Consider the following 20,211-nt stretch of genomic DNA (forward strand, 5'->3'; position numbering starts at 1 on the left):
TTAAAGGCGCCGGGATCGGCACGCTGATGGCAGGTCTCCTGGCTCACGGGTCAATGTGCACCTGCGTCTTCCCAGCCGATCAGGCCAGTGACTTCATTTGCAGGTGAACTCGCCGTTCACAGTTGCGGGGGCAGCGCAGGAGTAGCCCGTGGGCGTACCTGCTTCCCTCTTGCCTCTGCCTTTGGGGCAGAACCATCAAGCGTCGCTAGGGTAGTGGGTTTATCGGCTTTCGGCACGTCTAAAACGAGGTTTCCGTTTAATCGGCAGGGTAACTTCTGGGGGTATAGACCCAGTCGCCACCATCCTGCTTGGCAAACCGGCAGGTCTGCGACGAGCCGATGATGACCAGCGTGCGCATGTCCACCTGTTCGGGCGTGAGGTCGCCAAGCGTGGTGACAGTCAGGGCTTCGGATGGGCGACCGATGTCGCGGCCAAGCACAACCAGTGTTTCCGGTGTGCGGTAATGGCGAAGTAATTCCAGCGCCCGCCCGAGCTGCCAGGGCCGCGCCTTGGAAATGGGATTGTAGAAGGCCATGACAAGATCGGCCGCAGCGGCGTGTTCCAGACGCTTCTCGATCAGCGTCCAGGGTTTGAGATTGTCCGATAGCGAGAGCATGCAGAAGTCGTGACCCAGCGGCGCGCCGGCTTTGGCGGCGGTGGCCAGCGCCGCCGATACGCCTGGCAGCACCTGCAGATCCACGGCGTGCCAGCGGGGGTCGCTTGATGCGTGCAGCGCTTCCAGTACCGCGGCGGCCATGGCAAACACACCGGGGTCGCCGGACGATATCACCACAACCCGGCGACCGCTGGCGGCCAGCTCGAAGGCATGGGCTGCACGCTGCAGCTCCTCGCGGTTGTCGCTGCTGTGGCTGACCTGGCCTGGCCTGAGCGGGCCGGCCATCTTTATGTATGTCTCGTAACCGAGCAGGTCTTGCGCCTCGTCCAGCGCTTGGCGCGCCGCAGGCACCATGAATTCGGGAGCGCCCGGTCCGAGGCCAATCACCGTCAGCGAGCCGCGGGGCTGACCGATCTGCTTGATGTCGATCGGCTCATCTGCGAGCAATAGCCGTGCGCGCTGGCTGCGACTGTGCTGCGCCGGCAATTGCGTGGTGTCGTCGCTGTAGCGGATCGGCAGGCCAAGCTGGCTGGCCACGTGTTGCAGCTCGGTGCTGGACATGAGGTGGAGCGGTGCGATCAGGCAGGCAAGGCTGTGCGGCGAAAAGCTGGATTCATCGATCAGCTGCTGAACCTCGGTATCCAGTTCCGGGCCAACGCGTTCGACATGAATCGCGATCAGCCTGGGGTGGATGCTCAGGGTGCACGCATCGTCCTGCCGGAGCGGGCTGACGGATACCCGGTGTTGCGCTTGCGGGTCGAGCGGCAGGCTGAGTTCATCCAGCCAGGGCGCCGGACCTTCGACGCGCACAGGCGCACCAGCCAGCAAGTCGCTGACGAACCGCTTGCCTTGCTCCAGATCCGCCAGCACGTAACCGGGCGGCGGGGAGAGCAGGCAAGCGCCGAAGCGCAGCTCGCCGCTGGTGGTGATGGCCGGGCTGACCTCCAGTGCGGCGGCGATCTCCCGGGCCATCCGATTTACGCCTGCCAGGCCGCCGAGCAAGGGCACCACTGCGCTGCCATCCTCACCAACCACCAGTACCGGGGGCTCGTTGTCCTTGTCGCCCAGTACTGGGGCCAGACTGCGGATCACAATCCCCGTCGCGCACAGCGCGATGATCGGCGTGTTGGCTCGATACAGATCGCGCAGATGCTCGCCAAAGTTATCGTACGGCCTGTCGGCTTCGACAGCGCGTCCGCTCAGCCCATGAACCTGTGCTCCCGGATAGACGCGCTGTATCCGTCTGGCGGTGTCGAGGGCGGAGGCGCCAAGTACGACGATGGCGGGTGCGGTAGTTGCGAGGCCGGGCATAGGGCATCCGAGAGTCGGGTGGAACAGGGGAATAATCGTAGCTTCAGCCGCGCCATTTCTCGCCGGGAACGAGGATCATCGAGAAGTAAGGAGACGACATCGGCTCCACCTCATCCAGCGGAACGATCTTCTGGTTGGCCATGGTGGCGCGTTCGACGTAGTGCGCGCGTTTCTCGAGTCCCAGCTCCTGCAGTACGCGGCGGACCTTTTCGAAGTTGCGCCCGAGCTTCATTACCACGGCCGCCTCTGCGTCACGCAGCCTTTGTTTGAGTTCCGCCTCCGGCAGCACGCCGGACAGCACGGACAGGCTCTGGTTGCGGTAAACCAAAGGCGTGCCGAGCACCGAGGTGCAGCCCAGCATCGAGCAGACGCCCGGCACGACCTCGACCGGGTAGTCCGCAGCCAGGCGGTCGTGCAGGTACATGTAGGAGCCGTAGAAGAACGGGTCGCCCTCGCATATCACGGCCACGTCTCGCCCGGCGTCGAGCTCGGCGGCAATCTGAACCGCGCAGGTGTCGTAGAAGTCCGCGATCACATCCTCGTAGGAGAGCGGCGGCGCGAGCTTTTCGGTGGTAACTGGATAAACCAGCGGCATGCGCTGCTGCTGGTCGGTCAAGTGCTGCTCGATGATGCCGAAGGCGTTGCCGCCGTGGCCCTTGCTGGCTTTCGCCTTGGCCACGAAATAGCCGACAACCGCCGCGCTTTGCAGCAGGCGCAGGGCCTTCAGGGTGATCAGTTCCGGATCACCCGGACCTACACCCAGCCCGATCAGCCTTCCTTTGCCGTCCATCATTCCACCTCCGTGGCGAGGGCGTTGACCGCAGCCACCGCCATCGCACTGCCGCCGCGCCGGCCGCGAACCACTACATAGGGTACGCCGCGGCTGTCCGCTGCCAGCGCTTCCTTGGATTCCGCCGCGCCAATGAAGCCGACCGGCATGCCGATGATGAGTGCAGGTTTTGGCGCGCCGGCATCGAGCATTTCCAGCAGGTAGAACAGCGCGGTCGGCGCGTTGCCGATCACCACCACGCTGCCCTCCATATGCTCACGCCAGTGCTCCAGCGCTGCCGCAGAGCGTGTATTGCCGAGCGCCTGAGCCAGGTCCGGCACGCCATCGTCATGGAGGGTGCAGATGACCCGGTTGTTCTTCGGCAAGCGTGGCCGGGTGATGCCTTCGGCCACCATCCGTGCATCGCAGAGGATCGGCGCGCCGGCGTGCAGGGCGGCACGGCCGGCCGCCCCGGCGCCTGGAGAAAAGGCGAGCTCACTGACGATGTCCACCATCCCGCAGGCGTGGATTACTCGCACCGCGAGCTTTTCCATATCGGCTGGGATGGCGCTGAGGTCGGCCTCTGCCCGAATGGTGGCGAAGGAGCGCCGGTAGATTTCCTGACCGTCGCGGATGTAATCAAGCATGGGTGCGTCCCGTTGCGTGGTGCTGGGCGAGCCAGGCGCCCGCTTCGTCGATATTCATGGGTGGTGCCAGTGGTTGGCCGAAACCGGCCACATTCGCGGCGCGCTCGTAGAGCTGATAGAGGCCGTCACCGACTGCAAGCAGTGTGAACGGCGCGACATGCGCAGCCGCGCAGGATCGCGAGCAGCCGCTGAGGTGAACCTGAGGGTGCGCGTCGTGTTGTTGCAGGCAGGCCGCCAACGCCAGAGCGTCGTGCTTGGTGTCGGCTAGCCCGCGCGCGCAGCCGGCAGAACCGGTGCAGGCAATCAGGTTGGGCAGGGGAGCGGCTCTGTTGGTGAGCAGCCCGACTTGCGTGAGGGCTGCGAGTACGTTGTCCGCCTCGTGGATCTGCACATTTGGAATCAGTAGACCCTGCCAGGGCGTAAGCCGCAGGCTGCCATCTGCATGCCGCTGCGCCAGTTCGGCAACGGCGCCAAGTTGTTCGGCGCTGATCCGCCCCAGCGGCGCGCTGGCCGCGACCATCGCGAGCTCTGCCTGGCGTTGCGCGATGATGCCAATCGGCGGGGCAGCGGCAGGGATTTGGCGTTGGCATTCAACCGCTACGGGTGAAATTGCGAATGGCAGGCGCGCCTGAACCCGTCGCACCAGTTCATCGGCCGGGATGCATTCGAGCAGCTGACGCATGCGGCTCTGCTCAGGGACGGCGCACTCCAGAAAGGTCAGCAGGATCGCTTCGACCAGCTGTACGGCGTTCGCAGCGGCAACCATGCCCAGCGGTTTGTCGGTCGGGCAGCCGGCCAGGCCGAATATCAACTGCGGGGCGCCGGGGAGGGCGCGTAACCAGAGGTCGTGAGGGTGTTCGAGCATGCATAGGCTCTCACCACCATCGAGCTGGATGGCGAACTTGGCGGACAGGACGTGCAGCGCGGAATTGTTTTGCAAGAGCGCCAGGAGTGCGTCGGCCAGTGGCCGGGTATCCATGTGCTGCTGAGGGTCCAGGCCGGCCGCGGGGCTGAGCATGAGATTGCGCACATCGTCGGCATCGAGCACCGACGGGCCGAGGTTCGCTTCCAGCAATGAGCGGATCAGCTCTTGCTCGGATTCGGCACGTACACCACGGATCTGCAGATTGCTGCGGTTGGTCAGCTCGAGCACACCGCTGGCGAAACGCTGCGCCGCCTCGGCGATCGCGCGCGCCTGACTCGCGGCAAGAACGCCGCCCGGCAACTTGACTCGGCAGATGCCGCCGTCCAGCGCCTGCACGATGCGCAGCAGGCCAGGGCAAGCGCTTGGGCGAGGAACGGGCAGTTCAGTCATGGGATGCATGGTCGCGCACGGTGCACCTGTAACCAAAAGACGCGGCGACCAGACCGGGAGAGTTCGTTGAACTCAGTTGGCATCGGTACACCCCGCCCGATGTTGGCACTCGCGACCAGCGTCGTCGGCAGGTCTCCTGGCTGACAGGTCTTCATCATCCGCGGCCTTCCCGGTTTCCCAGTGGCGTGTATGCGGAGGATTCGCTGTTTACAGTTGCGGGGGCAGCTCGGTCACGATCATCAGATCGCTCCGTATTCCCTCTTAGGCCCTTGGCGTGGTCGCGGCGGGCACCGACGAAGGCGCTATTATGCCCGCTTTGCCGGACGACGCGACAGCCAAGCCTGTCCCGACGAAGGCTTGGCATTGTGATGGAGAGGCGGGATGACGCCCTGGTTGACGGTGGTGGGGATCGGCGAAGACGGCTGGGCCGGGCTCGGCGAAGCGGCTCGGCAGGCTCTCGGTGAGGCAACACGCATCATCGGCGGTGATCGGCAGCTGGCGCTGTTGCCCGATCACCTGCAGGGCCTGGGAGAGTGCTGGCCGAAGCCGTTCAGCCTGGAACCGGTGCTTTCAGGTCGCGGGTCGCCTTTATGCGTGCTGGCAAGTGGAGACCCCATGTTCTATGGCATTGGCGCCACGCTCGCGCGGCAGTTGGATGCACATGAGATGCGGGTGTTCTCAGCGCCGTCGTCAGTCTCGTTGGGCGCGGCACGTCTTGGCTGGGAGCTGCAGGAAACGGAGGTGCTATCCCTGGTTGCCAGACCGCTCGCGGCACTGAGCGCCAAAATATCTCCTGGTGTGCGGCTGCTGATCCTCAGCAACGACGGAACCAGCCCCACTCAGGTGGCGCAATTGCTGACGAATCGGGGCTTTGGCGCGAGCCGTCTGACCGCGCTTGAGCATCTGGGCGGCGCCAGGGAACGGCGGCTGGATTGCCTTGCAGCGGACTGGTCATTCGATGTGATTGCCGATCTGAATCTGTTGGCTGTTGAATGCGTAGCGGACTCGAATGCCCAGCGCCTGCCGCTCACACCCGGTCTTGCCGATCAGCTCTATAGACACGACGGCCAACTGACCAAGCGGGACGTCCGCGCGCTGACCTTGGCTCGGCTCGCACCCATGCCGGGCGAGTTGCTTTGGGACGTCGGCGCCGGTTGCGGTTCCATTGGCATCGAATGGATGCGTGCGCATGCCAGTTGCCGGGCGATCGCGGTGGAGGCCGATGCAGGGCGTCAGGCCCATATCGAACACAACCGCGACGCGCTGGGCGTTCCAGCGTTGCGTCTGGTGGCAGGCCGGGCGCCGGAGGCACTGGCAGGCCTTCCCGAGCCGGATGCGATCTTCATCGGCGGCGGCGTTACGGTTCCGGGCGTGATGGAGCAATGCTGGGCCAGCCTTAAACCGGGCGGGCGGTTGCTGGCCAATGCGGTGACCTTGCAGAGCGAGGCGCTGCTGATGAGCTGGCGTGAACGCATCGGCGGCGAGCTGACGAGGATATCCGTGGCGCATGCGCAGCCGCTGGGCGGTTTCGATACCTGGCGTGGAGCGTTGCCGATCACGCTGTTGCAGGTCGAGAAGCCGCGATGACCCGCATCCTCCTGCTCGGCGGCACGGGCGATGCCTTGCGTCTTGCTCGCGGCCTTGGCTCCTCGCATGTTTACAGTCTGGCCGGTCTGGGACGCGTGCCCGGCGACCTCCAGTGCCAGGTCCGCGTAGGCGGTTTTGGCGGTGCGCAGGGGCTGGCTGCCTTCATCGCGGCGGAACGTATCGAGCTGCTGGTCGATGCCACGCACCCCTACGCGGCGCAGATCAGCGCCAATGCAGCAATCGCGGCGGAACAGGCGGGAATTCCATGCTGGGCGTTACGCCGCCCGGCCTGGCAAGCAGGCGAGGGGGACAATTGGCACGAGGTGAACGACTGGGCTGAGCTGATCGGCGCCCTGGGCGATTTCCAGCGACCGTTTTTCACGCTCGGCCGCGAGCCGCTGGCGCACCTGCACGAAATTCCTGAACACCAACACTGGACAGTTCGTTGCCTGGACGCACAGGCATCGACTGACCGAGCCGAAATTATCGGCGACCGCGGTCCGTTCGACCTTGAGGCCGAGCGGCAGCTGTTCGACCGGCTGAATTGCGATGTGCTCGTCAGCAAGAACAGCGGCGGCGACTCCACCGAACCCAAACTGCAGGTGGCTCGTGAGCGGGGCCTGCCGGTCCTGCTCCTGCGTCGCCCGTTGCTACCGGCGGTGAGCCGGGAATTCGCACGCCGTGATGAACTGTTTTCGGCGCTCAAAACCGTCGGCGTCGATTCCAGCGCCTGATCGCTCGCCTTCGCCCGTCGCTGCTATGCTGCGCGCCGCTAAGGAGAGAGCCAATGACTACCGCTGATTCACCCTACGCCCGCGTCCTGTTCGTCGGTCCCGACCTGTCTGAAGGCTCGTTCGCCGAAGTATTCCGTGCACGTCTGGCTGCTTTGCGCGACGAACAAGCGCTGCGGGACGTGATCGATACAGGCTCAGGCTACGAACCGCTGTGGAATGCGGTCAGTGAAAGCGGTCGGCCACTCTTGGTGATCGACCTCGAGCCGCAATCGAGCAGCGCTCATCTTGACTGGCTGCGTAGCGAACTCGTGCAGCTCGAAGGCGCTGAGCAAATCTTCGTGGCCAGTGCAATTGGCACCGCCGAGGCGCTGCCCGTCGAAGCGGCCTGCGCCTTGATAGACCGACCGGAGTTGCACCTGCCGTGCACCGACGTCGCACCGCTTCCAGATGTGCACGCCTGGTCGAAGATTCCCCTGCATGAGCACCGCGTGCTGCTATGCAATGGCCCGCGTTGCACACGTCGCGGTGCCTTGCCGCTGTGGAAGGGGCTAAGGGAAAAGCTCAAGGCTGCCGGCAAGCTCGAATGCGCCGGTGGCGTCCACATCACTCGGACGCAGTGCCAGTTCCCCTGCGATCAGGGCCCGACGCTGAGCGTCTATCCGGCCGGCAAGTGGTACCGGGTTCGCAACGAGGCGGAGGTGACACGGTTGGTCGACGAGTTGTTCGTTGCCCGGCGCGAGGTGCCCGAAATGCTGATGCCGGATCAGTAAGCAGGTGAGTTTCCTCGCGCCTGCGGCTATTGCTCTGGCAGATCGAGGTCTTCACCGGCTGCTGCCATTTCGGCATAGGCCCGATCCAGCGCATCGACCACGGCCTGACTGTCGTCCATGTGACGCGAGACGATGAATCGAATGGCCACCTTGTGCATCTGGATATACGGCAGTGGGCCCAACCCGAGACGCGCCAGCGTCTGGTTGACCGGTGCCTCGTAATCGAGCAGGTAATCAGCGCGGCGGTGCTTGAGCATCTCCAGCGCCGAGGCGTGCGTGGCAGTGCGATGCAGGCGTATCTCCAACGCCGGGTCGCGCAGCATCTGATTCACCTGTGGCCAGTAGTTGTAGCCACCAATGATGATGACGCCACGCTTGCGCAGGCTGTCTGGCACCGTGGGCGACGGCGTGTCGGGTCGGTGATACAGGTTGAGGTTGATTCGGGCGAGTGTCTCACGCCCTTCCAGGGTGTCGGCTTGCAGTTCCGGTTTGCCGGGCGCTCCCGGCCAGAGATCGATAGTGCCGTTCTGCAGCGCTGCGTACAGTCGCGCGCTCGGCAACCCGCGAAACGACGCTTGATAACCCGCCTGTTCGATCACCCGGCGGGTGAGATCTACCAGCGGCCCCTGTGCTTGGCCCTGAGGATCACTGTAGATCGCTGGCGGAAAATCGTAAAAGCCGACCGTCAGTGTTCTTGCAGGCTCCGTCTCGGTTGTGGCCATGCAGGGTCCAGCCAGAGTCGCTGCAATCAGTATCCAGAATAATGACTTCAAGGTAATTCACTGCCCCTTGCGGTTGACGCTCTAGCAGCATGGTCGCCCGGCGAGCGGCTGTCCAGATTGGTGCATGCAACAACGCCTTCGGCCGAGCGGACCCAGCCACACGCGACGGACCGGTAATGGGCTGGCTATGCTGAAGCCAGAGCGGTGCCGCGCGTTGATGGTGCGGTAGCCGGGATTAATCATGGAGAGGTCTATGTATCGCAAGGTATTCACCAACAAGGTGTTCGACCGCAAGGTGGTGTTGATTACCGGCGGCTGCGCCGGGATCGGCCGTGCGCTTGCTGAACGAATGGCCCAGGCAGGTGCGCGCGTGGTGATCTTCGATCTCGATCAGAACGCCATCGACGGGCTGGTGCAGCATCTGGTCGATCACCACAATGCCGATGCCCTCGGCCTGCGTTGCGATGTTTCGGACGTGGCTGCCGTGCAGCAGGCGGTGGCCCTGGTGGTTGAGCGCTTCGGCGGGATCGACGTGCTGATCAACAACGCCGGCATCACTCATCGCAGCCGTGTCGCCGAGACCAGCCTGGCGGTGTTCGAAAGGATCATGGCAGTCAACTTCTACGGGGCGCTGCATTGCACCCAGGCTGCGCTGCCGAGCCTCGTCGCCCGCAATGGGCAGATCATCGTGCTCAGCTCGCTTTCGCAGTACGCGCCGGTGCCTGACCGTGGCGCCTACAACGCCAGCAAGCATGCCCTGCACGGACTTTTCGAGACCCTGCGCACCGAGCTCGCCGATACAGATGTCAATGTGATGCTGGTGTGTCCGGGCTATACCGCGACCGATCTGCGCAAGAACGTACTGGTCGGTGACGGTTCGACCGCCCCGCAGCCGGCGCTGGCCGTAGGGCGAGTGGCCTCGCCGCAGGACGTGGCTGAATCGATCTATCAGGGCGCTTTGAAAAGGCGTCAGTTACTGGTGTTGTCCAATCTCGACTGGCGTGCTCGGCTGGTTGCGCGCTGTTTTCCGCGGGCTTTCGAGCACCTGCTGCTCCCACGGCTGGCAGGTGCTCGAAACACGCAGGGCACTGGCTAGGCTGTAGGGGCGTCAGCGCGGCGGCGCCCCGTCGTAGAGGCGCTGCATCAGTTCGATGTCCCAATAGGCGGCTTCGATCTTGTGGCCATCGAGGTCGCGGACGAAGCAGCCGTAATAAGGTTCGCCATACTCTTCCCGTGGCCCTGGAGCACCTTCATCGGTAGCCCCAGCGGCAAGGGCCGCGCGATGAAAGGCATCGACTGACGCCTTGTCCGCTGCGAAGAAGCCGATATGAGTACCGTTGCCTACATTGGCCGGTTTGCCGTCGATTGGCGTCTGCAACCAGAACTCTGGATATTCACGGCCCCAGGCGATAGCGCCTGGATGCGCCATGATGCGCTTGCAGCCAAGAGTGGCGAGCGCCTGGTCATAGAAGGCAGCAGCCTCATCGAAGCGGTTGCTGCCCAGGGAGACATGGGAAAGTATGCTGGGATTCTGATCTGTCATGAGAGGGCCTCCGCAAAGGGTGGAGCCCAAGCCTAGACTGGCAGAGCGACATTTGCCGCGTGCATCCTCAACTTTGCTCGTCGCGCGCGATCATTGGCGGACTGCAGAGCATGAAGCAGCGGAACAGCACCACGGTTGCCAGCAGTTGCACCACGCCGACGACGCTGTCCACCAGTACAGCGACAGGGCCCGGCGCGTTTTCGCCGGCCCACAGTTGTGCTGCGATCCAGGCCTCCAGAAGCCACAAGGGCAGCAGCACCGCCATGATGCAACCGAGCACGAGCAGGAAGTGACCACGGGTTTCGAGAAAGCTCTGTTTCAAGGCCGCCAGCGGGCTCAGGCCGCGCAGCACGAGCAGGTACTCGGCAAATGCGATCTTGACCATTACCCAGAGGCCGGGCAGCACGAACAGCGAAGCGCCGAGCATGATCAGCAGGGTGCCGAGCCCGGCCAGCACGGCCATCGTCGGCCACAGTGGCAATGCGCGCTTCATTACTTCGCGCAGCGGCGGCGCATAGCCACGGCTGCGCGCGTCGAGAAACAGGATCAGCGCTGCGATGTACAGCGGGTAGAAGACCAGTCCGATCAGCAGTTCCTGCGCCGGCATGACGTCCTTGCCGAACAGGTGGCTGACGGCCAGACGTGTGCAGCTCTCTAGCACGATCAGCGGCAGGCAGAGGCGCACGATGGAGGCCAGGTTACGTGAGTAGAAAAACCAGGCGTCTCGGAGGATGGTCAGGACATTCATCGCAATGCAGATAACTCTTGAAAACAGGCGCGCACTTTAGCCCAAGCCGCCGGTCGGCGACATGCGTGCCATTGCCGTCCATACTGAGCGGCCATTCCTCCGCTCAGGTCATCGCGTGAAGAAGATCGCCTTGTTTGCCGACGTGCAGAACCTCTACTACACGGTGCGCCAGGCTCACGGCTGCCATTTCAACTATTCCGCGCTTTGGGCTGAGCTCAGCGAGCGCGGCGAGATCGTCGAGGCGTATGCCTACGCAATCGACCGAGGCGACGCCAAGCAGCAGCAGTTCCAGCAGATCCTGCGCAACCTTGGTTTCACGGTGAAGCTCAAGCCTTACATCCAGCGCAGCGACGGCTCAGCCAAGGGCGACTGGGACGTGGGAATCACCATCGACGTGCTGGATGTGGTGCCGCGTGTCGATGAAGTGGTGCTGGCCTCGGGCGACGGCGATTTCGACTTGCTGCTCGATCGCGTGCGTGCCGGTGGTGTTGACGCGACAGCCTATGGCGCGCCGGGCCTGACGGCCAACTCGCTGATTCGTGCCGCCACTCGCTACGTGCCCATCGAGGGCAAGCTGCTTCTGCGATAGCGCCTTGGCCCATCTCTCCTGGGGCTGCCGGTGGCGCATGTCCCATTCTGCGGCGAACGGTGGATGTAGAAAGCGACATCCACCCTACGCTCAGCTTCCAGCGTCCTTTGCGAGTAAACTGCGCACCTCGTTTTCGTACTCCCGGTTTTCGCCATGACCTTCGCCTCACTCGGCCTGATCGACCAGCTGCTGCTCACCCTCGAATCGCTCGATTACACCCAGCCGACGCCGGTTCAGGCCAAGGCCATCCCCGCCGTGCTCAAGGGCCGCGACCTTATGGCTGCGGCGCAGACCGGCACTGGCAAGACGGCCGGTTTCGCGTTGCCGTTGCTGCAACGTCTGTTGCATGAAGGGCCGCAAGTGACGAGCAATTCAGTCCGGGCGCTGGTGCTGGTGCCGACCCGTGAGCTGGCAGAGCAGGTGCATGAGAGCTTCAGAACCTACGGTCAAGACCTGCCGCTGCGCACCTATGCGGTTTACGGCGGCGTCAGCATCAACCCGCAGATGATGGCGCTGCGTAAAGGCATCGACGTACTGGTGGCAACGCCGGGCCGCCTGCTCGACCTGTATCGCCAGAACGCAGTTAAGTTCGGCCAGGTGCAAGCGCTGGTGCTGGATGAGGCCGATCGGATGCTGGACCTCGGATTTTCCGAAGAGCTGGACGCGCTGTTCAGCGCCCTGCCTAAGAAGCGCCAGACCCTGCTGTTTTCCGCGACCTTCTCCGACGCGATCCGGCAGATGGCGCAGAAGCTGCTGCGCGACCCGCTGTCCATCGAAGTCAGCCCGCGCAATGCTGCCGCCAAGACGGTGAAGCAGTGGCTGGTGCCGGTGGACAAGAAGCGCAAGTCCGAGCTGTTCCTGCACCTTCTGGTGGAAAAGCGCTGGGGGCAGGTGCTGGTGTTCGTCAAGACGCGCAAGGGCGTCGACCAGCTGGTAGAGGAGCTGCAGGCACAGGGAATATCCAGCGATGCGATCCACGGCGACAAGCCGCAGGCGTCACGGTTGCGGGCGCTGGAGCGCTTCAAGGCTGGAGAAGTGCAGGTGCTGGTGGCGACTGACGTGGCGGCGCGTGGTCTGGACATCCATGACCTGCCGCAGGTGGTCAACTTCGACCTGCCCACCGTCGCCGAAGATTACGTGCACCGCATTGGACGTACCGGCCGCGCCGGCGCGACAGGCGAGGCGGTGTCGCTGGTCGCCGCTGATGAAGTGGATCAGCTGGCCGCCATCGAAACCCTGATTCAGCAGGTTCTGCCGCGACACGACGAGCCAGGGTTCGTGCCCGATCACCGCGTCCCGACCACCCAGCCCGGCGGGCAGATCATCAAGAAGCCCAAGAAGCCGAAAAAACCCAAGGACGGCGCGAGCAAAGGCCGTGTCCATCTGGGCAACTGGTTCGATGAAAGCGAAAAGCCCAACGCCAAGCCTATTCGCAAGGTTCCGAGCCTGGGCGGCGGCAAGCCCGCGAAGAAGCGCTAGCGCCCAGCTAACCAGCGCAACATGCCCTGTGCGGCTTCGCGGCCGCTGGCGAAACAGGCCGTCAGCAGATAGCCGCCGGTTGGTGCTTCCCAGTCGAGCATTTCACCTGCGCAGAACACGCCGGGCATCTGGCGTAGCATCAGGGCTTCGTCCAATGCTTCGAAAGGCACACCGCCCGCGCTGCTGATGGCTTCATCCAGCGGGCGAGGGCGGACCAGGGGGATGGGCAGCGCTTTCAAGGCGCTCGCCAGGCGCTGCGGGTCATCGAATGCATCCGTCGGGCTCAGCTCCCTCAGCAGCCCAGCCTTTACGCCGTCTAGGCTGAGCTGGCGCTTGAGGTGCTTGGCCATCGATTGCGACCCACGCGGTTTGCTCAGGGCCCGTATGACTTTGTCCAACGAGTGGTCGGGTAGCAGGTCCAGCATGACGGTGGCGCTGCCGTCATGCTCGATAGCCTGGCGGATCTCGGCAGAAAGCGCATACACCAGGCTGCCTTCGATACCGCTGGCGGTCACCACGAACTCGCCCTTGCGCGGCGGATTGCCTGCGAGAGCGAGACTGACGGTTTTAAGCGGAGCGCCAGCGAATTTCTGCTGCAAGTGCTGGCTCCAGCTCGCCACCTCGAAGCCGCAGTTTGCTGGCCGCAACGGGCTGATAGCGATGCCCTGTTCCTCCAGCAGCGAAACCCAGGCGCCGTCCGATCCCAGGCGTGCCCAGCTGCCGCCTCCAAGAGCGAGCAGCACGGCATCGGCGGCGATGCTGATTTCGCCGTCCGGACTGTCCAGGCGCATGCTGCCGTCGGCGTTCCAGCCCAGCCAGCGGTGACGCGTATGAATGCGCACGCCGTTATCACGTAACCGCCGCAGCCAGGCCCGCAGCAATGGTGCGGCTTTCATGTCGGTGGGGAAGACGCGGCCGGAGCTGCCGACGAATGTGTCGATACCCAGGCCGTGAATCCAGTCGCGTAGTGCTTGCGGGGTGAAACTTTCCAGCAGTGGGCGGATGTCGGGTGCGCGTTCGCGGTAACGCGTGACGAACGGCTCGAAGGCTTCGGAGTGGGTGATGTTCATCCCGCCCACGCCAGCCAGCAGGAATTTGCGCCCTACCGAGGGCATGGCGTCATACAGGTCGACCGCAACGCCGGCCTTGCTTGCAACTTCGGCGGCCATTAGCCCAGCGGGGCCGCCGCCGATGATGGCAATACGAGCAGGTGTGGAGGGGGTCGGCATGGGTCCGGACGCCTGGCTGAAAGGCCGGCATTCTAACGGTTCATCGGGTAGGGGGGCATTGCGATTTGGGTGCAGCGGGATTGGAGAGGGCGTGACGTGGTGGAAAAGATGAAAAGCCCCGGCGCATGGAGCGCCGGGGTTGGTGAGGCTTAAACCGCGTCGTTCTGCTTGGGCTGACGGCGATAGCCGAACATGCCCGCAAAGCCTGCAACTGCACCGGTGATCAGCATCATGATCAGCAGTGCCCAGCTGGCTTGCGATACACGTTTGGCAGCTTGGTCAGCAATTTCACGGGCTTTTTGCTCAGCTTGAGCCTGCAGCTCCTTGAACTTGACGTACGCCTCCTGATACTGCTGTTCGATCTCGGTCGCCATTTGCTCAGCTTCCTGCTGGCTCATGTTGCCGCGCTCCTGGATCAGGTTGACCATGGCTTCGCGGTCAGCAGCGTTCAAGGTTTCCTCGCCTCTCTCCTTGATGTGATCGAAGAGTGCAGAGAGTTGCTCGTCAGCCTGTTCAGGATTCTGTTTGGTCTGCTCAGCGCGATTTTGCGCTTGTTGCTGAACCTGTTCGGCGTCTTGCTCAAGGTTTTCAGGGGCAAGTTCGGGTTTGCCGGTCTGACGCAGCGCCTGCTTGACCTCGGCCTGGATATCGCTCAGGTCCAGATCGATGTCGGCCTCATTGACCTGCTCTTTGATTTCGCCGCCTATGGCAGGTGCCATCGAAGCGACGCTTGAGCCAACGGCCTGTACGGTCGAGCCTGCCATGCTGGCCGCGCCCGAGACTGCCGAACCTACCAGGCTTGCAATCAAGTACACCGTAACCAGTGTAGTGACCGCCCAAACCAGCAGGCCGTGCAGCATGCCGTGACGGGGCGCCATGCGGCCGGCGACATAACCGCCGATGGCGAGCGAGATGACCCCAGCAAGCACCATCCAGATGATTGCACCCATTCCCAGACCGGCGACTGGATTATGTTCCGTTGCGGGATCGATCGTGGAGGCGCCTATGGCTGTGCCCAGCAAGTGCAACAGCAACGAAACTACGAGTGCCAGTGCAATGCCGGCGAATACGGCACTCCATGATGCGTGTGGGAAATAGCGGTTGCGGACGCTTTGATAAGCAATAGTGTCGCGGTCGGCTTCGAGCATCATCATTCCTAGTCGTTATATGACGAGTGCTCGCTACAGCGCGGAAATGTGCTGTACAGGTCTCCCATACATAGAGTTAAGGGCATTAACCCCTATCTAAGTTCCGCGCAATCTGAATTGGTATGACCAGTGGTGCTCCGTCAGCGCAGGCCGTAGCGTTTCCAGGCGTCGTCGGCGCTGAAATGCAATTGTGCATGCCGGCGAGCGAGCAGGGCGCGGTCCTTGTCGTAACCGCCGCCAATCACGCCTACCACCGGGATATCCCTTCCCAGGCAGTGATCGATCACCGCCGTGTCCCGCATGGCCAGGCCTTCATTGCTCAGATTCAGCAGGCCCAGTGCATCGTCCCGGTGGACGTCCACGCCGGCGTCGTAAATCACCAGGTCTGGCTGATACAGCGGCAGCAGGTAGCTGAGGGTGTCATCGACGACTTTGAGGTATTCGGCGTCGCCCATGCCGGGCGGCAAGCCGATGTCCCAGTCGCTGCGGGCCTTGCGTGCGGGAAAGTTTTTCTCGCAATGCAGCGAGACCGTCACCGCGTCGGCGGTATCTTCGAGAATTCGTGCCGTGCCGTCGCCCTGGTGAACATCGCAGTCGAAGATCAACACACGCCCGACACGACCACTTTCCAACAGCGACAGGGCGATGATTGCCAGGTCATTGAAGATGCAGAACCCCGAGGCGTGGTCATGATGGGCATGGTGGGTGCCGCCCGCCAGGTGGCAGGCCAGCCCGTGCTGCAATGCCAGCTCAGCGGCGAGCAGGGACCCACCCACTGCACGAACCGTGCGCTGGGCCAGTTCCGGGCTCCAGGGCAGGCCGAGGCGCCGCAACTCCTCGCGACTCATGTCGCCGCAGCAGTATCGTTCGACATAATGGCGATCATGTGCGAGTGCCAGGATATCGGCTGAACACAATTCAGGGCGTAATAACGCCTGGTCGGTGGTCAGGCCGCGCTCGACAAGATGGTCACGCAGCAGCCGGAACTTCTCCATCGGGAAGCGATGGCCAGGCGGCAACTGAGGGCTGTAATCGTCATGGAATACCAGCGGCAGGGACATCGATTGGCGCCTGAGGAGATCAGCAGCCAGTATGCAGAGCAGGTATTTCTCTCTTCAAGGAAACCGTATGGGCAAACCGATGGAACGCATCGAACTGGACACGCCGCGTCTACGCCTACGTGCGTGGCGTGACTCGGATCTGGACCCGCTGGCAGAACTCTGCGCTGACCCGCTGGTGATGCGCTATTTTCCCGGATTGCTCTCGCGCGATGATTGCGCAGCAGCAATGGCCCGTTGCCGGATTCACTTCGCGCGATACGGATTTGGCTTTTGGGCCCTGGAACTCAAGGAGAACGGGCGCCTGATCGGATTGGCCGGCTTGGCCTGGAGTCGCTTGCAGTTGCCGTTCTGCCCAGCGGTGGAGGTCGGCTGGCGGCTCGCTCACGAGCATTGGGGCCAGGGCCTTGCCAAAGAGGCGGCAGAGGCGTCTCTGGCATGCGCGTTCGACCGGTTGCAGCTAGCGGAAGTAGTGGCTTACACCGCCGCAGTGAATGAGCCTTCGCTGGGTTTGATGGAGGCGCTGGGCATGCAACACGAGCCGGCGGATGACTTCGAGCATCCGCATATCTCCGCCGGGCATCCGTTACGCCCCCACAGGCTGTACCGGATCACGAGGGACGTCTGGGCCGACATTCGTCGATAAGCGCAACCAGTGGAGCGGTCATGGCGGAATCCGTAACATTGCGCACCTGCCCCGTGCCCGTAATTCATAAAGGAACAAAACCATGAGCGACACCCTAGACACGCTGGTCAACCTGCTGTCGCTGGAGCGAATAGAAGAGAACCTGTTCCGCGGTGCCAGTCAGGATCTGGGGTTTCCGCAGCTGTTCGGCGGCCAGGTGGTCGGCCAGGCGCTGTCAGCTGCCAGCCAGACTGTCGCGCCTGAGCGGCATGTGCATTCCATGCATGGCTACTTCCTACGGCCAGGAGACTCCCATCAGCCGGTGGTCTATGACGTGGATCGGGTACGCGATGGCGGCAGTTTCACCACTCGTCGGGTCAGTGCGATCCAGAAAGGTCAGACCATCTTCACCTGCAGCGCCTCGTTTCAGGCCGATGAGACGGGCTTCGAGCATCAGTTGCCGATGCCAGAAGTGGTTGGGCCGGAGAATCTGCTCAGCGAGTGGGAACTGTTGCACAAGTTGACGCCGCTGGTGCCTGCACGGGTCGCGGAAAAGCTCCGCCGGCCCAAGCCCATCGAGATCCGGCCGGTGACCTTGCAGGACCCGATAAACCCCCAGCCGATCGAGCCGATCCGGCATATCTGGTTCCGCGCCGACGGCTCGCTGCCGGATAACCCTGCACTGCATAAATACCTGGTCGCCTACGCATCGGACTTCAGCTTCATCGGGACTGCGCTGCAGCCGCATGGTGTCAGCTCCTGGAGCAAGTTCATCCAGCTGGCGAGCCTTGACCATGCCATCTGGTTTCACCGCGAAGTGCGTGCGGACGAGTGGCTGCTTTACTCGATGGACAGCCCCTGGGCAGGCAATGCGCGCGGATTCGCGCGTGGCAGCATCTTCAACCGCGCCGGTCAGTTGGTCGCCTCGGTCGCGCAGGAAGGGCTGATTCGCGTGCGTGAGGACTGGAAGTGAGCCTGGCGCAGGCGCGGCATTGGGTGTTCGATATGGACGGCACCCTGACGCTGGCGGTGCACGATTTTCCGGCGATCAAGCGCGCGCTGGACATTCCCGAAGAGGACGACATCCTCCACCATCTTGCCGCGCTGCCGGCTGACGAAGCCGCCAGCAAACGCGCCTGGCTACTCGAACATGAGCGGGAGCTTGCCTACGCCGCTAGCCCGGCACCGGGTGCGCGCGAGCTTCTGCATGCGTTGCGTGATCGGGGATGCCGCCTCGGCGTATTGACTCGCAATGCGCATGAGCTGGCGCTGGTGACACTGCAGGCGGTGGGGATGGGCGACTGCTTCGCCAGCGAAGACATCCTCGGGCGAGACGAAGCGCCGCCAAAACCCGATCCCGGTGGCTTGCTGCATCTCGCTCAGAAATGGGGTGTCGAGCCGCAGGAACTGGTGATGGTGGGTGATTTCCGATTTGACCTGGAATGTGCCAGTGCCGCCGGTGCGCGCGGAGTGCTGGTCAATCTTCCGGAGAATCCCTGGCCGGAACTGACCGAGCTGCATGCGCGCGATTGTGCCGAGCTGCTGCGGTCGTTGAGCTGAGGCGTGTGGTTTCGGAAGCCAGGTTCAGCTTCGATGGGTATCGCAGGCTCAACCAGTCCTACGGATAAGTCCGCTGCACGTCGTAGCGTGGCTTCGTAGGGTGGATACCGCGTCATCGATCCACCGAGCGTTGGCACCGGTGGATGAAAAGAGCGCCATCCACCCTACGGATCGGCTCACTACGTCGTAGGATGGCGTTGAGCGGAGCGATACCCATTGATTCATCTGGGGATCAATACAGCGCCTGGTACAGCTTGCGGCGGTAGGTGGTGACCAGCGGGTGGTCGCTGCCTAGGAGGTCGAATACCTGCAACAACGTTTTGTGCGGCAGGCCTTCGGCGTAACCGCGATTGCGTACGAAGAGCTTCAACAGCCCATCCAACGCGGCTTCGTGTTGCTGGCGCGCCAGTTGCTGGATGGCCAGCTGATAAGCTGCTTCATCGTCGTCGGCGTTCTGGGCGAGGCGGCTTTTGAGATCGGCGACTTCAGGCAAATCCTTGGCTTGGCGAAGAAAAGTCAGCTGCGCACGGGCGCCGGCCAGCGCCTGCTTGTGCTCGTCCCCCTTCACCGCATTGAGCACAGCTTCGGCTTCGCCCAGTTCGCCACGCTCGGCCAGGCAGCGCGCATAAAGAATCAGCGCTGCAGCGTTTTCGTTATCCTCGGTCAGCAACTGCTTGAGCAGGTTCTCCGCGTCACCGATACGGCCTTCGGCGAACATTGCCTGTGCAGACTCCAGCAGATCGGCTTCAGGCTCGGCGGGTGCCTGTACATGCGGTGCCAGCATCGCGCGTATCGCGGATTCGGGCTGAGCACCGGCGAAACCGTCCACCGGTTGGCCATCTTTGAACAGCACGACGGTTGGTAGGCTGCGAACGCCGAAACGGGCGACCACATCTTGCTCGACATCGCAGTTGACCTTCGCCAGCACCAACTCGCCCTGGTACTCCTCGGTGATCTTCGCTAGCAGCGGCATCAACGCCTTGCACGGCGCGCACCATTCGGCCCAGAAGTCCACGAGCACCGGTTTGTGAAAGGAGTTTTCCAGCACCAGTTGCTCAAAGTTGGCACCGGTCACGTCGAAGATGTAGGGGGTCTGGCTCATCGGAGGTCTCGGAATCTGCGCGTGCGAAATGAGGCGAGCATGTTAAGTGGGGGCGGGCCGAAGCGGAAGCAAGGCCGTAATGGTCAGCCGCTCGTAGCCGCTAGGGGCCAGTGCACCAGTTCATCGTAGCGTACGCCCGATTCGGTATTTTCCGAGCGGAACAGGCCGTAGCCATTCACGCGCCATTCGAATGCTTCCGACGCGAAGTGCGGCTGATGCATAACGGCCTCGCGTGCCAGCGTCACGTGCGGCAGAAAAGGCCGCGAGTCTGGAACCATACCCAGGGAAGACAGGCCTGTACGCAAATTGTCGACCAGTTGGAGTAAAGGGGGTGGGGGTAAGCCTGGCGTCAGGCACAGGAAGCCATTGCCAATCGTCTGCACCTGATCCAGGCGCAGGTAGAAGCTGGTGCCGCGCAGTTGATCGCCTAGATCCTTGAAACCGTCTAGCGCTGTCGTGGGCTGGCTGCCGAGAAACGCCAAGGTCAGATGCAGGTTGTCTTTGGCTACAGGTCTGCCGGCCAGCGGCAGGCTGTCGCGCCAGCTGCAGATATTGTCCGCCAATGCAGGCGGGCAGCCCAGGGCGAAGAACAGGCGCAGAGGTTTCTCGCTGGCCATGGTGTGCTCCTCCTTTCTCGGCATGACTGCTGCTTGCGGTAG

At 63.2% G+C, this 20,211-nt stretch carries 21 protein-coding genes and 2 riboswitches; of the genes, 9 read left to right on the forward strand and 12 right to left on the reverse strand.

Annotated features, from left to right (window positions below; all coding sequences use genetic code 11):
- Positions 1-11 precede the first annotated feature (11 nt).
- Positions 12-212: riboswitch (cobalamin riboswitch) on the reverse strand.
- 44 nt (positions 213-256) lie between these two features.
- From cobJ to cobG, 4 genes are read right to left on the reverse strand one after another with little or no spacing between them, the layout of a single operon-like run.
- Positions 257-1,927 (reverse strand): precorrin-3B C(17)-methyltransferase, encoded by a 1,671-nt coding sequence (cobJ, locus tag EA797_RS03130; protein ID WP_122163723.1) that lies wholly within the window; start codon positions 1,925-1,927, stop codon positions 257-259.
- Positions 1,928-1,970: 43 nt separating this feature from the next.
- Complete coding sequence (locus tag EA797_RS03135) at positions 1,971-2,720, reverse strand: precorrin-2 C(20)-methyltransferase (RefSeq protein ID WP_036991894.1); 750 nt, start codon at positions 2,718-2,720, stop codon at positions 1,971-1,973.
- Positions 2,717-3,343, reverse strand: a complete 627-nt coding sequence (locus tag EA797_RS03140; RefSeq protein WP_122163724.1) for a precorrin-8X methylmutase — start codon at positions 3,341-3,343, stop codon at positions 2,717-2,719. The genes EA797_RS03135 and EA797_RS03140 overlap by 4 nt, the downstream gene beginning before the upstream one ends.
- Positions 3,336-4,667, reverse strand: a complete 1,332-nt coding sequence (gene cobG, locus EA797_RS03145; protein WP_122163725.1) for a precorrin-3B synthase — start codon at positions 4,665-4,667, stop codon at positions 3,336-3,338. The genes EA797_RS03140 and cobG overlap by 8 nt, the downstream gene beginning before the upstream one ends.
- A 100-nt stretch (positions 4,668-4,767) precedes the next feature.
- A riboswitch (cobalamin riboswitch) is annotated at positions 4,768-4,968 on the reverse strand.
- A gap of 71 nt (positions 4,969-5,039) precedes the next feature.
- Here cobG and cbiE point away from each other — a divergent pair.
- Genes cbiE through EA797_RS03160 form a run of 3 tightly spaced genes read left to right on the forward strand, consistent with a single transcriptional unit; the run spans position 5,040 to position 7,749 of the window.
- Positions 5,040-6,245: a precorrin-6y C5,15-methyltransferase (decarboxylating) subunit CbiE gene (cbiE, locus tag EA797_RS03150; RefSeq protein ID WP_122163726.1), complete on the forward strand. Its 1,206-nt coding sequence runs from the start codon at positions 5,040-5,042 to the stop codon at positions 6,243-6,245.
- Positions 6,242-6,979, forward strand: coding sequence for a cobalt-precorrin-6A reductase (locus EA797_RS03155; RefSeq protein WP_122163727.1), 738 nt, complete (start codon positions 6,242-6,244; stop codon positions 6,977-6,979). Before cbiE ends, EA797_RS03155 begins: the two co-directional genes overlap by 4 nt.
- Before the next feature lie 53 nt (positions 6,980-7,032).
- A complete protein-coding gene (locus EA797_RS03160) occupies positions 7,033-7,749 on the forward strand; it encodes a (2Fe-2S) ferredoxin domain-containing protein (protein ID WP_122163728.1) in 717 nt (238 codons plus the stop codon).
- A 26-nt stretch (positions 7,750-7,775) separates the two neighbouring features.
- Here EA797_RS03160 and EA797_RS03165 read toward each other — a convergent pair whose 3' ends face one another.
- Entirely contained in the window at positions 7,776-8,471 is a 696-nt protein-coding gene (locus EA797_RS03165; protein ID WP_122163729.1) for a substrate-binding periplasmic protein, read from the reverse strand.
- Between the two features lie 253 nt (positions 8,472-8,724).
- On the opposite strand from EA797_RS03165, the gene EA797_RS03170 reads away from it, so the two are divergent.
- A complete protein-coding gene (locus EA797_RS03170) occupies positions 8,725-9,567 on the forward strand; it encodes an SDR family oxidoreductase (RefSeq protein ID WP_122163730.1) in 843 nt (280 codons plus the stop codon).
- Between the two features lie 12 nt (positions 9,568-9,579).
- Here the strand turns inward: EA797_RS03170 and EA797_RS03175 are convergent, their stop codons facing one another.
- Positions 9,580-10,014, reverse strand: a complete 435-nt coding sequence (locus EA797_RS03175; RefSeq protein ID WP_122163731.1) for a VOC family protein — start codon at positions 10,012-10,014, stop codon at positions 9,580-9,582.
- A gap of 67 nt (positions 10,015-10,081) precedes the next feature.
- Positions 10,082-10,762 carry a hypothetical protein gene (locus EA797_RS03180; protein ID WP_122163732.1) on the reverse strand — a complete coding sequence of 227 codons (681 nt, stop codon included), beginning with the start codon at positions 10,760-10,762 and terminating at the stop codon, positions 10,082-10,084.
- A gap of 115 nt (positions 10,763-10,877) precedes the next feature.
- Between EA797_RS03180 and EA797_RS03185 the strand changes: the two genes are divergently transcribed.
- Together EA797_RS03185 and rhlE1 are read left to right on the forward strand one after the other, a co-directional pair.
- Positions 10,878-11,351, forward strand: coding sequence for an NYN domain-containing protein (locus EA797_RS03185; protein ID WP_122164665.1), 474 nt, complete (start codon positions 10,878-10,880; stop codon positions 11,349-11,351).
- A gap of 153 nt (positions 11,352-11,504) precedes the next feature.
- Positions 11,505-12,830 carry an RNA helicase RhlE1 gene (rhlE1, locus tag EA797_RS03190; RefSeq protein ID WP_122163733.1) on the forward strand — a complete coding sequence of 442 codons (1,326 nt, stop codon included), beginning with the start codon at positions 11,505-11,507 and terminating at the stop codon, positions 12,828-12,830.
- On the opposite strand, the gene EA797_RS03195 is transcribed toward rhlE1, so the two are convergent.
- From EA797_RS03195 to EA797_RS03205, 3 genes are all read right to left on the reverse strand, one after another.
- Positions 12,827-14,059: a TIGR03862 family flavoprotein gene (locus EA797_RS03195; protein ID WP_122163734.1), complete on the reverse strand. Its 1,233-nt coding sequence runs from the start codon at positions 14,057-14,059 to the stop codon at positions 12,827-12,829. The genes rhlE1 and EA797_RS03195 overlap by 4 nt on opposite strands.
- A 149-nt stretch (positions 14,060-14,208) precedes the next feature.
- The gene (locus EA797_RS03200) at positions 14,209-15,207 is read right to left on the reverse strand and encodes a YrzE family protein (RefSeq protein ID WP_122163735.1); all 999 of its coding nucleotides are present in this window, start codon (positions 15,205-15,207) and stop codon (positions 14,209-14,211) included.
- A gap of 140 nt (positions 15,208-15,347) precedes the next feature.
- Positions 15,348-16,268 (reverse strand): histone deacetylase family protein, encoded by a 921-nt coding sequence (locus EA797_RS03205; protein WP_122163736.1) that lies wholly within the window; start codon positions 16,266-16,268, stop codon positions 15,348-15,350.
- 67 nt (positions 16,269-16,335) lie between these two features.
- Between EA797_RS03205 and EA797_RS03210 the strand changes: the two genes are divergently transcribed.
- The 3 genes from EA797_RS03210 to EA797_RS03220 all read left to right on the forward strand — a co-directional run bounded on the left by EA797_RS03210 (position 16,336) and on the right by EA797_RS03220 (position 18,450).
- Positions 16,336-16,911 (forward strand): GNAT family N-acetyltransferase, encoded by a 576-nt coding sequence (locus tag EA797_RS03210; protein ID WP_122163737.1) that lies wholly within the window; start codon positions 16,336-16,338, stop codon positions 16,909-16,911.
- Between the two features lie 82 nt (positions 16,912-16,993).
- A complete protein-coding gene (gene tesB / locus EA797_RS03215; protein WP_122163738.1) occupies positions 16,994-17,863 on the forward strand; it encodes an acyl-CoA thioesterase II in 870 nt (289 codons plus the stop codon).
- A complete protein-coding gene (locus EA797_RS03220) occupies positions 17,860-18,450 on the forward strand; it encodes an HAD family hydrolase (RefSeq protein ID WP_122163739.1) in 591 nt (196 codons plus the stop codon). Before tesB ends, EA797_RS03220 begins: the two co-directional genes overlap by 4 nt.
- A 232-nt stretch (positions 18,451-18,682) precedes the next feature.
- On the opposite strand, the gene trxA is transcribed toward EA797_RS03220, so the two are convergent.
- Positions 18,683-19,552 (reverse strand): thioredoxin, encoded by an 870-nt coding sequence (trxA, locus tag EA797_RS03225; protein ID WP_122163740.1) that lies wholly within the window; start codon positions 19,550-19,552, stop codon positions 18,683-18,685.
- Between the two features lie 83 nt (positions 19,553-19,635).
- Entirely contained in the window at positions 19,636-20,169 is a 534-nt protein-coding gene (gene thpR, locus EA797_RS03230) for an RNA 2',3'-cyclic phosphodiesterase (protein WP_122163741.1), read from the reverse strand.
- Between the last annotated feature and the right edge of the window lie 42 nt (positions 20,170-20,211).

The organism is Stutzerimonas zhaodongensis (assembly GCF_003696365.1).
Classification (GTDB): Bacteria; Pseudomonadota; Gammaproteobacteria; order Pseudomonadales; family Pseudomonadaceae; genus Stutzerimonas; species Stutzerimonas zhaodongensis.

Bases quoted from the DNA above. Each gene is read 5' to 3' on its own strand.
- cobJ (WP_122163723.1), bottom strand. From the start codon at position 1,927: ATGCCCGGCCTCGCAACTACCGCACCCGCCATCGTCGTACTTGGCGCC.
- EA797_RS03135 (WP_036991894.1), bottom strand. From the start codon at position 2,720: ATGATGGACGGCAAAGGAAGGCTGATCGGGCTGGGTGTAGGTCCGGGT.
- EA797_RS03140 (WP_122163724.1), bottom strand. From the start codon at position 3,343: ATGCTTGATTACATCCGCGACGGTCAGGAAATCTACCGGCGCTCCTTC.
- cobG (WP_122163725.1), bottom strand. From the start codon at position 4,667: ATGCATCCCATGACTGAACTGCCCGTTCCTCGCCCAAGCGCTTGCCCT.
- cbiE (WP_122163726.1), top strand. From the start codon at position 5,040: ATGACGCCCTGGTTGACGGTGGTGGGGATCGGCGAAGACGGCTGGGCC.
- EA797_RS03155 (WP_122163727.1), top strand. From the start codon at position 6,242: ATGACCCGCATCCTCCTGCTCGGCGGCACGGGCGATGCCTTGCGTCTT.
- EA797_RS03160 (WP_122163728.1), top strand. From the start codon at position 7,033: ATGACTACCGCTGATTCACCCTACGCCCGCGTCCTGTTCGTCGGTCCC.
- EA797_RS03165 (WP_122163729.1), bottom strand. From the start codon at position 8,471: ATGGCCACAACCGAGACGGAGCCTGCAAGAACACTGACGGTCGGCTTT.
- EA797_RS03170 (WP_122163730.1), top strand. From the start codon at position 8,725: ATGTATCGCAAGGTATTCACCAACAAGGTGTTCGACCGCAAGGTGGTG.
- EA797_RS03175 (WP_122163731.1), bottom strand. From the start codon at position 10,014: ATGACAGATCAGAATCCCAGCATACTTTCCCATGTCTCCCTGGGCAGC.
- EA797_RS03180 (WP_122163732.1), bottom strand. From the start codon at position 10,762: ATGAATGTCCTGACCATCCTCCGAGACGCCTGGTTTTTCTACTCACGT.
- rhlE1 (WP_122163733.1), top strand. From the start codon at position 11,505: ATGACCTTCGCCTCACTCGGCCTGATCGACCAGCTGCTGCTCACCCTC.
- EA797_RS03195 (WP_122163734.1), bottom strand. From the start codon at position 14,059: ATGCCGACCCCCTCCACACCTGCTCGTATTGCCATCATCGGCGGCGGC.
- EA797_RS03200 (WP_122163735.1), bottom strand. From the start codon at position 15,207: ATGCTCGAAGCCGACCGCGACACTATTGCTTATCAAAGCGTCCGCAAC.
- EA797_RS03205 (WP_122163736.1), bottom strand. From the start codon at position 16,268: ATGTCCCTGCCGCTGGTATTCCATGACGATTACAGCCCTCAGTTGCCG.
- EA797_RS03210 (WP_122163737.1), top strand. From the start codon at position 16,336: ATGGGCAAACCGATGGAACGCATCGAACTGGACACGCCGCGTCTACGC.
- tesB (WP_122163738.1), top strand. From the start codon at position 16,994: ATGAGCGACACCCTAGACACGCTGGTCAACCTGCTGTCGCTGGAGCGA.
- trxA (WP_122163740.1), bottom strand. From the start codon at position 19,552: ATGAGCCAGACCCCCTACATCTTCGACGTGACCGGTGCCAACTTTGAG.
- thpR (WP_122163741.1), bottom strand. From the start codon at position 20,169: ATGGCCAGCGAGAAACCTCTGCGCCTGTTCTTCGCCCTGGGCTGCCCG.